9 protein-coding genes and 1 pseudogene are annotated in these 11,587 nt (G+C 72.8%); all 10 read left to right on the top strand.

Annotated features, from left to right (window positions below):
• Window positions 1-208 precede the first annotated feature (208 nt).
• The 10 genes and pseudogenes from E1265_RS25575 to E1265_RS25530 all read left to right on the top strand — a co-directional run bounded on the left by E1265_RS25575 (window position 209) and on the right by E1265_RS25530 (window position 11,567).
• Window positions 209-1,984 carry a 3-hydroxyacyl-CoA dehydrogenase gene (locus E1265_RS25575; protein ID WP_132933366.1) on the top strand — a complete coding sequence of 592 codons (1,776 nt, stop codon included), beginning with the start codon at window positions 209-211 and terminating at the stop codon, window positions 1,982-1,984.
• A gap of 35 nt (window positions 1,985-2,019) precedes the next feature.
• Window positions 2,020-2,796 (top strand): TetR family transcriptional regulator, encoded by a 777-nt coding sequence (locus E1265_RS25570; RefSeq protein WP_132933365.1) that lies wholly within the window; start codon window positions 2,020-2,022, stop codon window positions 2,794-2,796.
• A 247-nt stretch (window positions 2,797-3,043) separates the two neighbouring features.
• Window positions 3,044-4,416, top strand: a pseudogene (gene ccrA / locus E1265_RS25565) (crotonyl-CoA carboxylase/reductase).
• 1 nt (window position 4,417) lies between these two features.
• Window positions 4,418-6,424 (top strand): protein meaA, encoded by a 2,007-nt coding sequence (locus E1265_RS25560; protein WP_132933364.1) that lies wholly within the window; start codon window positions 4,418-4,420, stop codon window positions 6,422-6,424.
• Window positions 6,421-7,365, top strand: coding sequence for a CoA ester lyase (locus E1265_RS25555; protein ID WP_132933363.1), 945 nt, complete (start codon window positions 6,421-6,423; stop codon window positions 7,363-7,365). Before E1265_RS25560 ends, E1265_RS25555 begins: the two co-directional genes overlap by 4 nt.
• A gap of 58 nt (window positions 7,366-7,423) precedes the next feature.
• Window positions 7,424-7,894, top strand: coding sequence for a MaoC family dehydratase (locus E1265_RS25550; RefSeq protein ID WP_132933362.1), 471 nt, complete (start codon window positions 7,424-7,426; stop codon window positions 7,892-7,894).
• A gap of 1 nt (window position 7,895) precedes the next feature.
• Window positions 7,896-9,104 carry an acyl-CoA dehydrogenase family protein gene (locus E1265_RS25545; protein WP_132933361.1) on the top strand — a complete coding sequence of 403 codons (1,209 nt, stop codon included), beginning with the start codon at window positions 7,896-7,898 and terminating at the stop codon, window positions 9,102-9,104.
• 182 nt (window positions 9,105-9,286) lie between these two features.
• On the top strand, window positions 9,287-9,937 hold the full coding sequence (locus E1265_RS25540; protein WP_132933360.1) for a phosphatidylserine decarboxylase: 651 nt from the start codon (window positions 9,287-9,289) through the stop codon (window positions 9,935-9,937).
• Window positions 9,938-10,019: 82 nt separating this feature from the next.
• A complete protein-coding gene (pssA, locus tag E1265_RS25535) occupies window positions 10,020-10,790 on the top strand; it encodes a CDP-diacylglycerol--serine O-phosphatidyltransferase (protein ID WP_243741102.1) in 771 nt (256 codons plus the stop codon).
• A gap of 132 nt (window positions 10,791-10,922) precedes the next feature.
• Window positions 10,923-11,567, top strand: coding sequence for an MBL fold metallo-hydrolase (locus E1265_RS25530; RefSeq protein ID WP_132933358.1), 645 nt, complete (start codon window positions 10,923-10,925; stop codon window positions 11,565-11,567).
• Window positions 11,568-11,587: the final 20 nt, after the last annotated feature.

Here is an 11,587-nt window from a genome sequence, read left to right as displayed (position 1 = left end):
AGGTACGCCCGCGGGTGACCGGTGCCACAGGCGCGGGGGATGTCGCGGGGGTGGCGGCGGGCGCCCCCGGATCAGTACCCTGCTCATCAGAGCGCCATGCGGCTCGTTCGATGCGGTGACGCGGTCGCGAACCACGCGGCGGACCCCCGGGACAGGGGCCCGCCGTCCGACAGTTCGCCCCTGCCCGGTCGTCACCCTGGAGTTCGTCATGGACCAGCGCGCCGCCGCCTCGGCCGCCCTCCTCTCCCCCTCGCCCGCGCCGCCCGACCTGCCGACCGTCGCCGTGGTCGGGCTCGGCACCCTCGGCGCCGGCCTCGCCGAAGCCCTCGTCAGGTCGGGGCGCGAGGTGATCGGCGTCGACGTCGACCCGGCCGCCAGCGGCCGCGCGCTCGCCGCGTCCGCCGGTCCCGGCCGCCTCACCGCGCACGCCGAGCTCCGCGCGGTCGCCGACGCCGACCTGGTCGTCGAGGCGGTGCCCGAGGACTTCGCGCTCAAGCGCGCCGTGCTCACCGCTCTCGACGAGGTCGTCCGCCCCACCGCCGTGCTGGCCACCACCACCGACGCGCTCCCCGTCACCCGGCTCGCGGCCGAGACCGCGCGCCCGGACCGGGTCGTCGGGCTGCACTTCTTCCACCCGGTGCGCGCGATGCGCCTGGTCGAGGTGGTCTCGTCCGTGCTCACCGCGCCCGAGGCGCTGGCCACCGTCACCGCGCTCGTCCGCGATCTCGGCAAGGAGCCGCTGCCCGCCGGCGACCGGCCTGGCCTAATCGCGGACGGGCTGCTGTTCGGCTACCTCAACCAGGCGGCCGCGATGTACGAGTCGCGTTACGCCAGCCGAGAGGACATCGACGCGGCGATGCGCCTGGGCTGCGGGCTGCCGATGGGTCCGCTGGCGCTGCTCGACCTGATCGGCCTGGACACCGCGCGCGCCGTGCTCGAGGCGCTGCACCAGCGCACCGGGCGCCGGCCCCACGCGCCGGCGCCGATCCTCGGGCAGCTCGTCGAGGCCGGGATGACCGGTCGCAAGGCGGGGCGCGGCTTCTACACCTACCGCGCGCCGCACTCGGGCGAGCCGGTGCCCGACAAGCTGACCCCGGCCGGCGGCGGCCGGCCCGGCGCGCCGCGCGAGGTGGCGGCCGTGGGCGTGGTCGGCTCGGGCACCATGGCCGCCGGGATCGCCGAGGTGTTCGGCGCGGCCGGGCTGCCGGTGACGCTGGTGGGGCGCGACGAGGCGCGCGCGGCCGCCGCCGGCGACCGGATCGCGGCCTCGCTCGACCGCAGGGTGCGCAAGGGCCGGATCCCGGCGGCCGAACGGGATGCCACGCTGGCCCGCTTCCGGTCGGCCGGCTCGCTCGCCGCGCTGGCCGAAGCCGACCTGGTGATCGAGGCGGTGGCCGAGGAACTGGCCGTCAAGCGACGGCTGTTCGCGGCGCTCGACGAGGCCTGCCGGCCGGGCGCCGTGCTGGCGACGACCACCTCGTCGCTGCCGGTGATCGCCTGCGCCCGGGCCACCCGCCGGCCGGCGGACGTGGTCGGCATGCACTTCTTCAACCCGGCCCCGGCGATGCGGCTCGTCGAGGTGGTGCGCACCGTCCTCACCGGCGACGCGGCGCACGCCACGGCGCACGCCGTCTGCGCCGCGATCGGCCGGCACCCGGTGGACTGCCGCGACCGCGCCGGCTTCGTCGTCAACGCCCTGCTCTTCCCCTATCTCAACGACGCGGTGCGGATGGTGGAGGAGCACTACGCGACGCCGGCCGTCGTCGACACCGCGATGCGGCTCGGCGCCGGCTACCCGATGGGCCCGTTCGAACTGCTCGACGTCGTGGGCCTGGACGTCGCGCTCGCCATCCAGCGGACGCTGCACCGCGAGTTCGGGGAGCCGACGCACGAACCGGCCGGCCTGCTGAGCCAGCTGGTGGCCGCCGGCTGCCTCGGCCGGAAGTCGGGGCGCGGCTTCCACGCGTACGCGTCCGCCGGCTGAGCCGGCGTGGAACGCGGGCGCGTCGCGAGTGACGGATGGAGTACGTTCGCCTCATGGCCCAGCCCGTGAAGTCCGTCCGCCCCCAGGTTTCCCACCAGCGGCTCAAGGTGCGCCGGCAGCTCGCCGCCGCCGCGATGGAGCTGTTCGCGACGAAGGGGTACGAGGCCACCACGGTGGACGAGATCGCCGCCGCGGCCGGCGTCGCCCGTCGGACGTTCTTCCGCCATTTCCGGTCGAAGGAGGAGGCGATCTTCCCCGACCACGACGACACCCTGGAGCGCGCCAAGGCGGTGCTCGACGCGGCGCCCGCGCACGAGAACCCGATCGACACGGTGTGCCGCGGCATCAAGGAGGTCATGAAGATGTACGCGGCGGCGCCCGCCGTGTCGGTGCAGCGCTACCGGCTGACGCGCGAGGTGCCGGCGCTGCGCGAGCGGGAGATCGCCTCGGTGGCCCGCTACGAGCGGCTGTTCACCCGCTATCTGCTCGGGCAGTTCGACGAGAACTCGCACAACGGGGACGAGCCGCTGCTGGCCGAGGTCGCGGCGGCCGCCGTGGTGACCGCCCACAACCACGTGCTGCGGCGCTGGCTGCGGCGGGACGGCGAGGGCGACGTGGAGGCCGAGCTGGACCACGCGTTCGCGATCGTGCGCCGCACCTTCGCCTCGCTGCCGGTGATCGCCGCCACCGCCTCGCCGCCGGCCGCCTTCGCGTCGACGAAGGGCGAGGTGCTGGTGACGGTGGCGCGCACCGACGCGCCGCTGACCGAGGTCATGCGCACCATCGAACAGGCGTTGACCGACCGGTCCTAGTCCGCCCCCGCCCCCGCCCCCACCCTTCCGCTCGAATGCGCGAGGGGTGAGGACAAACGAGCGGAATTGTTGGCACGCAGTGCCTTGCGAGGCGGCACCGGGTGCCATACGGTACGGGAATCCGGGCGCTGTCCCACGCACTCGCGGGCGCCAGGACCGCCGCGCCACCGCGCGAGCCGCACACCCACGTTCACAGCTCAAGCGCTCAGCCAACTGCCGTGACCCCGCCTGCCCTCGGAGGCAGCCCGTGAAGGAGATCCTGGCGGCGATCGCCGCGCTCGACGAATCCGCGGTCGGCGAAGCGGACTTCGCCGCCCTGCCGCTCCCCGAGTCCTACCGCGCCATCACCGTGCACCGCGACGAGACCGCGATGTTCGACGGCCTGCCGAGCCGGGCCAAGGACCCCCGGGCCTCCCTGCACCTGGACGAGGTGCCGGTGCCCACGCTCGGCCCCGGCGAGGCCCTGGTCGCCGTGATGGCCAGCTCGATCAACTACAACTCGGTGTGGACCTCGATCTTCGAGCCCGTCCCCACCTTCGCCTTCCTGCGGCGGTACGGCCGGCTCTCGCCGCTCGCCGCCCGCCACGACCTGCCCTACCACGTCATCGGCTCCGACCTGGCCGGCGTCGTGCTGCGCGTCGCGAGGGCGTCAACGCCTGGCGTCCCGGCGACGAGGTGGTCGCGCACTGCCTCTCCGTCGAGCTCGAATCGGCCGACGGGCACGACGACACCATGCTCGACCCCCAGCAGCGCATCTGGGGCTTCGAGACCAACTTCGGCGGCCTCGCCGAGCTCTCGCTGGTCAAGGCCAACCAGCTGATGCCCAAGCCCCGCCACCTCAGTTGGGAGGAGGCGGCCGCGCCAGGTCTGGTCAACTCCACCGCCTACCGCCAGCTGGTCTCTCGCAACGGCGCCGCCATGAAGCAGGGCGACAACGTGCTGATCTGGGGCGCGAGCGGCGGACTCGGCTCCTACGCCACCCAGTTGGCGCTCGCCGGCGGCGCCACCCCGGTGTGCGTCGTCTCCAGCCCCGAGAAGGCTGAGCTCTGCCGCCGGATGGGCGCCGCCGCCGTCATCGACCGCGACGCCGAGGACTACCGCTTCTGGCGCGACGAGCACACCCAGGACCCGGGCGAGTGGCGGCGGTTCGGGGGCAGGATCCGTGAGCTCACCGGTGGCGAGGACGTCGACATCGTCCTCGAACACCCGGGGCGCGAGACGTTCGGCGCCAGCGTGTACGTCACCCGCCGCGGCGGCACCGTCGTCACCTGCGCCTCCACCACCGGCTACGAGCACGCCTACGACAACCGCTACCTATGGATGAGCCTCAAGCGGATCGTCGGCTCGCACTTCGCCAACTACCGCGAGGCGTGGGAGGCCAACCGGCTGATCGCCAAGGGCCGGGTCCACCCCACCCTCTCCCGCGTCTACCCGCTGGCCGAGACCGGAAGGGCGGCCCACGAGGTGCACGCCAACCGCCACCAGGGCAAGGTCGGCATCCTCGCGCTCGCCCCCGCCGAGGGCCTCGGCGTCCGCGACCGGGAGCTGCGCGAACGCCACCTGCCCGCCATCAACCGCTTCCGCGCGCCCGTCGCCCGGACCGTCGGCAGCGGAGCCTGAGATGGCCGGACGCGACCGCCCCTGGCTGATGCGCACCTACGCGGGGCACACCACGGCACGGACCTCCAACGAGCTCTACCGCCGCAACCTGGGCAAGGGCCAGACCGGCCTGTCCGTCGCCTTCGACCTGCCGACCCAGACCGGCTACGACCCGGACCACACGCTGGCCCGCGGCGAGGTCGGCCGGGTCGGCGTCCCGGTCGCCCATCTCGGCGACATGCGGGAGCTGTTCGAGGGCATCCCGCTGGAGCGCGCCAACACCTCGATGACCATCAACGCCACCGCCATGTGGCTGCTCGCCCTCTACCGCGCCGTCGCCGAGGAGCAGGGCGCCAACCCCGCCCTGCTGCGCGGCACCACCCAGAACGACATCGTCAAGGAGTACCTGGCCCGCGGCACCTACGTCTTCCCGCCCGGGCCCTCGCTCCGGCTGACCACCGACACCATCACCTACGCGGTCAGCCACCTGCCCCGCTGGAACCCGGTCAACGTCTGCGGCTACCACCTGCAGGAGGCCGGGGCGACTCCGGTGCAGGAGATCGCCTACGCCATGACCAGCGCCATCGCCGTGCTCGACGCGGTGCGCGACTCGGGGCGGATCAGCCCCGGGCGGTTCGGCGACGTCGTCGGCCGGATCTCGTTCTTCGTCAACGCCGGCGTCCGCTTCGTCGAGGAGATGTGCAAGATGCGGGCGTTCGGCGTCGTCTGGGACCGGATCGCCCGCGAGCGGTACGGCGTCACGGATCCGGCCCAGCGCCGCTTCCGGTACGGCGTGCAGGTCAACTCGCTCGGCCTCACCGAGGCGCAGCCGGAGAACAACGTGCAGCGCGTCGTGTTGGAGATGCTGGCCGTCACGCTCTCCCGGGACGCCCGCGCCCGCGCCGTGCAACTCCCGGCGTGGAACGAGGCGTTGGGGCTGCCCCGGCCCTGGGACCAGCAGTGGAGCCTGCGGATCCAGCAGGTGCTCGCGGAGGAGAGCGACCTGCTGGATTACGAGGACCTGTTCACCGGCAGCCACGTCGTGCGGGAGCGGACGGAGGCGCTGGCCGCCGAGGCGTGGACGGAGATCGAGCGGGTGCAGGAGATGGGCGGCGCGCTGGCGGCCGTCGCCTCCGGCTACCTCAAGGGGCAGCTCGTCGAGTCCCACGCCCGCCGCCGGGCCCGCGTCGAGAGCGGTGAGGAGCGGATCGTCGGCGTCAACTGCTATACGTCGACCGAGCCGAGCCCGCTGACCGCCGACCCGGGCGCGGCCGTGCTGACCGTGGACCCGGCGGCCGAGGGCCCGGTGATCGAGGCGCTGAGCCGTTGGCGCGGCCGGCGGGACGCGGCGGCGGCCCGCCGGGCGCTCGACGAGCTGCGGCGTACGGCCGGCACCGGGGAGAACCTGATGTTCCCCACCCTGGACTGCGTCCGCGCCGGGGTCACCACCGGGGAGTGGGCGGACGCGCTGCGCGAGGTGTTCGGCGAGTACCGCGCCCCCACCGGGGTCGGCGGCGCGGGGCCGGCCGGCGGCGCGGCGCCCGACCCGGCGCTCGCCGCCGTCCGGCGGGCCGCCGCCGACACGGCGCGCGCGCTCGGCGTCGGCCGGCTGCGGCTACTGGTGGGCAAGCCGGGACTCGACGGCCACAGCAACGGCGCCGAACAGATCGCGGTCCGGGCCAGGGACGCCGGCTTCGAGGTGGTCTACCAGGGCATCAGGCTCACCCCGGCGCAGCTGGTGGCGGCCGCGGTCGAGGAGGACGTGCACTGCGTGGGCCTGTCCATCCTGTCCGGCTCGCACGCGGCGCTGGTGCCCGACGTGCTCGACCGGCTGCGCGCGGCGGGCGCCGGTGACCTGCCGGTCGTCGTCGGCGGCATCATCCCGGCCGGGGACGCGGCGGCGCTGCGGGCGGCCGGGGTGGCCGCGGTGTTCACCCCGAAGGACTTCGCGATCACCGGAATCATCGGCCGTATCGTCGACGAGATCCGTCTCGCGCACCGTCTCGACTCCCTGGAGGCCCTGCCATGATCCGCCCACGCCGCTCCTGCCTGGCCGTCCCCGGCAGCAACCCCCGTTTCCTGGCGAAGGCCCAACAGCTCCCCGCCGACGAGGTGTTCCTCGACCTGGAGGACGCCTGCGCGCCGCTGGCCAAGGAGGGCGCCCGGCACGCCATCGTCAAGGCGCTCAACGAGGGTGACTGGGGTGGGAAGACGCGGGTCGTTCGGGTCAACGACTGGACCACGGAGTGGACCTACCGCGACGTGATCACGGTGGTGGAGGGCGCCGGCGCCAACCTGGACTGCCTGATGCTGCCCAAGGTCCAGGTCGCCGACCAGGTGCGGGCGTTGGACCTGCTGCTGACGCAGATCGAGCGGACCACGGACCTCCCGGTGGGCCGGATCGGCATCGAGGTCCAGATCGAGGACGCCAGGGGCCTGGTCAACGTCGACGCGATCGCGGCGGCCTCGCCCCGACTCGAGACGCTGGTCTTCGGCCCGGCGGACTTCATGGCCTCGATCAACATGAAGTCGCTCGTGGTCGGCGAGCAGCCGCCCGGCTACCCGGCCGACGCCTACCACTACGTCCTGATGCGGATCCTGATGGCGGCGCGCGCCAACGGCCTCCAGGCCATCGACGGCCCCTACCTGCAGATCCGGGACGTCCCCGCGTTTCGGGAGGTGGCCGGCCGGGCGGCGGCCCTCGGCTTCGACGGCAAGTGGGTGCTGCACCCGGGCCAGATCGAGGCGGCCAACGAGATCTTCTCGCCGGGCCAGGAGGACTACGACCACGCCGAACTCATCCTGGACGCCTACGCCCACCACACGTCGGCCGCCGGTGGCGCGAAGGGCTCGGCGATGCTCGGCGACGAGATGATCGACGAGGCCAGCCGCAAGATGGCCCTCGTCATCGCCACCAAGGGCCGCGCCGCGGGCCTGACGCGCACCAGCTCCTTCACTCCCCCGGCCTGAGCCGGGAACCACCCGCCCGTCCGACCACCCCGCCAGATCGACCGCTTGGGAGGACACCGTGCGATTCGGCCGAACCTTCGAGGAGTTCAGCGTTGGGGACGTCTACAGACACTGGCCTGGCAAGACCATCACGGAGTACGACGACCACCTGTTCTGCCTGCTGACCATGAACCACCACCCGCTGCACCTCGACGCCGAGTACGCCGCGCGGGAGACGGAGTTCGGGCGCAACGTGGTGGTCGGCAACTACGTGTACTCGCTGCTGCTCGGCATGTCGGTGCCCGACGTGTCGGGGAAGGCCATCGCCAACCTGGAGGTGGAGTCGCTGCGGCACACCGCGCCGACGTTCCACGGCGACACCGTCTACGGGGAGACGGCCGTGCTGGCCAAGCGGGTGTCGAGCTCCAAGCCGGACCGGGGGGTGGTGACCGTGGAGACCCGCGGCCACAACCAGGACGGCACGCTGGTCTGCGTGTTCCGCCGCAGGGTGCTCGTGCCCACGGCCGGGCGTGCGGAAGGAGAGCGGTGAGATGCGGCGGCTGGCGAGCACGGAGGGTCTCACCGAGGTCCAGCGGGAGATCGTCGAAACGGTACGGCGCTTCGTCGACAAGGAGATACTGCCGGTCGCGGGCGATCTTGAGCGCCGGGACGAGTACCCGGCGGAGATCGTCGCCGGCCTGCGGGAGATGGGTCTTTTCGGGCTGACCATCCCCGAGGCGTACGGCGGGCTCGGCGAGTCGCTGCTGACGTACGCGCTGTGCGTGGAGGAGCTGTCCCGCGGGTGGATGAGCGTCTCCGGCATCGTCAACACCCACTTCATCGTGGCGCACCTGCTCGTCCACCACGGCACCGAGGAGCAGCGTGACCACTTCCTGCCACGGATGGCGACCGGCGAGGTGCGCGGCGCGTTCTCGATGTCGGAGCCGGGACTCGGCTCCGACGTCGCCGCGATCGCCACCCGGGGCGTGCGCGCCGCGGACGGCGGCTTCCGGTTGAGCGGGCAGAAGATGTGGCTGACCAACGGGGGCTCCGCACACCTGGTGGCCGTGTTGTGCCGCACGGACGAGGGCCTGCCGGCCGATGCCCCGCCGCACCGCTCGCTGACGACGTTCCTGGTCGAGAAGGAGCCGGGATTCGGCCGGGTCAGAGCGGGGCTCACCATCCCCGGCAAGATCGACAAGATGGGCTACAAGGGGGTCGACACCACCGAAATGGTGTTGGACGAGTTCCCCGTCCCCGCCAACCGGGTGCTCGGCGGGACCACCGGCCGAGGTTTTTACCAAATGATGGACGGGGTCGAGGTCGGCCGGGTGAACGTGGCCGCGCGCGGCTGCGGCGTCGCCCTGCGCGCCTTCGAACTCGGCATCTCCTACGCGCAGCGGCGCCGGGCCTTCGGCCGGCCCATCGCGGAACACCAGGCGATCCAGTTCCGGCTGGCCGAGATGGCGGTCAGGGTGGAGGCCGCGCACGGCCTGATGGTGCGGGCCGCGCGGGCCAAGGACGCGGGGCGGCGCAACGATCTGGAGGCCGGGATGGCCAAGTATCTGGCCGCCGAGTACTGCAAGGAGGTGGTGGAGGACTCGTTCCGCATCCACGGCGGCTACGGGTTCTCCAAAGAGTTCGAGATAGAGCGCCTCTACCGGGAGGCGCCGATGCTGTTGATCGGCGAGGGAACCGCCGAGATCCAGAAAATGATCATCGGTCGCCGGCTGCTCGACGAATACCGGCTGCCGGACTGAAATGCGGCGATTGCCCGAGCTCGGGCGGGGGTCGACGCCAGGCATTCGGCCCCCGACCGGCCTGCTGGCTTGCCGAGTTACGGTCCGGGACCTATAGCATCGAGACACGCGCACCGCTTCGGGGCCCTCTCCGCGCGAGCGGAGGTGCACCGGTGCAATGTTCCCCGCTACGAAGGTCTCCCATGCCTTACCGCTCTTCCCTTCCATCCAGCAGCGGCCGGATCCGACTGGCGCGCGGCGCCTCACCGTGGCTGCTGCCCACCCTGGCCGCGGCCGCCGTCACGCTGGTCAGGGCCCGCCGTTCCGGAGCCTGGGCCGCCGCGGCCGTCCCGACCACGGCGCTGGCCGCCGGTATGCTGTGGTTCTTCCGCGACCCGGAGCGGGAGCTCGGCCAGGGCAGGGTGCTCTCGCCGGCGGACGGCGTGGTGCAGAGCATCATGCCGTGGCCGGACGGGCGGACGCGCGTGGCGATCTTCATGAGCCCGTTGAACGTGCACGTCAACCGCGCTCCGGTGGCCGGCACGGTGGCCTCCGTCGAGCACATCCCCGGCGGTTACGTGCCCGCGTTCGACAAGGAGAGCGAGAACAACGAGCGCGTCGTGTGGCGCTTCGACAGCGAGCTCGGCGACCTGGAGATGGTGCAGATCGCCGGCGCGGTGGCGCGGCGGATCGTGCCGTACGTACCGCAGGGCTGCAAGGTCGAGCAGGGCGACCGGGTCGGCCTGATCCGGTTCGGCTCACGGGTGGACGTCTACCTCCCGGAGGGCGTCGAGCCGGCGGTCGAGGTCGGCCAGCACACCACCGCGGGAGTGACACGTCTTGACCGTGACTGAGCGATCCACCTCGGAGACGAGGGCCCCGGCGACGTCCTGGGCGGCGGACGACGACGCGGAGGTCGACGATCTTCCGCTGTCGATGCGTCTCTCGATAGCGGACACGCTGACGCTGTCGAACGCGACGTGCGGCTTCCTCGCCGTCTACTTCACGACCACCGGTGTGCTGATCCCGCACCTCACCAACAGCGGGGACGCCGGTGTGGTGCGGAACAACGCGGCGACCGCGGTGCTGCTGATGCTGCTGGCCTCGGTCTTCGACCTCTTCGACGGCCTGGTGGCCCGGAAGCTGCGGGCCTCCCCGATGGGCGCCGAGCTGGACAACCTGTCGGACCTGATCAGCTTCGGCCTGGCCCCGGCCTACTTCGTGCTGGTCTGGGGGATGGTGGCGGGCGACGTCCACGAGCCGCTGTCGGCGCTCGCGGCCACGGTGGTGCTGCTCGCCGTGGTGCTACGACTCGCGAGATTCTCGTGCGTGACGATGCCCGACGGCGTCTTCCAGGGCATGCCGAGCCCCTTCGGCGCGCTCACCGTGGTCTCCATCGTGCTGCTCGAGCTGCCGTTCACGCCGACGCTGCTGGCGATCCTGGGCGTGGCCTGGCTGATGGTGAGCCGCGTGGAGTACCCGAAGCCGCGCGGCACGCTCGCCATCGCCATGCTGTCCTGGATCGTGCTGTCCATGGCCCTGCTGACCGCCTGGGCCTTCGACGCGCCCGGTGGCCTGCTGCTGCTCCAGACCGGCTGCTCGCTCCAGCTGGTGCTCGGCGCGGTGATCCCGCTGTTCGCCATGGCCCGCCGGGTGTACGCGTTCCGCGACAACCGGCGCGAGGCCAGGGCGGGCGCCGAGTCCTGACGGGCCCGCCGTCCGCCGACCGCCCGGTGGCCGCCCGCGAGGGCCGGCCACCGGGCGGTTTCGTTCCCCGGTCCCGGCCGGGCCCCTGACCTTCGTCGGCCGCTGTCGGTGGCGCGTAGCAGAATGGCCGCCATGGAGCTCACCAAGAAGGGCCACTCCTGCGTCCGCCTCACGCGGGAAGGGCGCACGCTGGTCATCGATCCCGGCGCGTTCAGCGAGGAGGACGCGGCCCTCGGCGCCGACGCCCTGCTCGTCACCCACGAGCACCCCGACCACTTCGACGGGGGCCGGCTGCGCGCCGCGCTCGAGGCCTCCCCCGGCACCGAGCTCTGGACGCTGCGCAGCGTCGCCGAGCAGCTGTCCCCCGCGTTCCCCGGCCGGGTGCACACGGTGGGCCACGGCGACGTCTTCGAGGCGGCCGGCTTCGAGGTCGAGGTGCACGGCGAGCTGCACGCGGTGATCCACCCGGACATCCCGCGCATCACCAACATCGGCTTCCTGGTCGGCGGCGCGCTCTTCCACCCAGGGGACGCGCTGACCGTGCCTGAGCGGCAGGTGCACACCCTGCTGCTGCCGGTGCAGGCCCCGTGGAACAAGATCTCCGAGGTCGTGGACTACGTGCGCGAGGTCCGCCCGGAGCGCGCCTTCGCCGTTCACGACGCGCTGCTCACCGACCTGGCCCTCCCGGTCTACGCCCGCAACCTGAGCCCGCAGGGCGCGGGCATCGCCCCCACCGAGTACGCGCGGCTGGCGCCCGGCGAGTCGGCGGCCGTCTGAGTCCCCGAGCCGCCCCCTCG

Source organism: Streptomyces sp. 8K308, assembly GCF_004348315.1.
In the GTDB taxonomy this organism is placed as follows: domain Bacteria; phylum Actinomycetota; class Actinomycetes; order Streptomycetales; family Streptomycetaceae; genus Streptomyces.
This window is presented reverse-complemented; position numbering and strand designations above follow the sequence as displayed.

Excerpts from the sequence above, each read along its gene's own strand:
- E1265_RS25575 (WP_132933366.1), top strand. The coding sequence starts at position 209 with ATGGACCAGCGCGCCGCCGCCTCGGCCGCCCTCCTCTCCCCCTCGCCC.
- E1265_RS25570 (WP_132933365.1), top strand. The coding sequence starts at position 2,020 with ATGGAGTACGTTCGCCTCATGGCCCAGCCCGTGAAGTCCGTCCGCCCC.
- E1265_RS25560 (WP_132933364.1), top strand. The coding sequence starts at position 4,418 with ATGGCCGGACGCGACCGCCCCTGGCTGATGCGCACCTACGCGGGGCAC.
- E1265_RS25555 (WP_132933363.1), top strand. The coding sequence starts at position 6,421 with ATGATCCGCCCACGCCGCTCCTGCCTGGCCGTCCCCGGCAGCAACCCC.
- E1265_RS25545 (WP_132933361.1), top strand. The coding sequence starts at position 7,896 with ATGCGGCGGCTGGCGAGCACGGAGGGTCTCACCGAGGTCCAGCGGGAG.
- E1265_RS25540 (WP_132933360.1), top strand. The coding sequence starts at position 9,287 with ATGCCTTACCGCTCTTCCCTTCCATCCAGCAGCGGCCGGATCCGACTG.
- pssA (WP_243741102.1), top strand. The coding sequence starts at position 10,020 with ATGCGTCTCTCGATAGCGGACACGCTGACGCTGTCGAACGCGACGTGC.
- E1265_RS25530 (WP_132933358.1), top strand. The coding sequence starts at position 10,923 with ATGGAGCTCACCAAGAAGGGCCACTCCTGCGTCCGCCTCACGCGGGAA.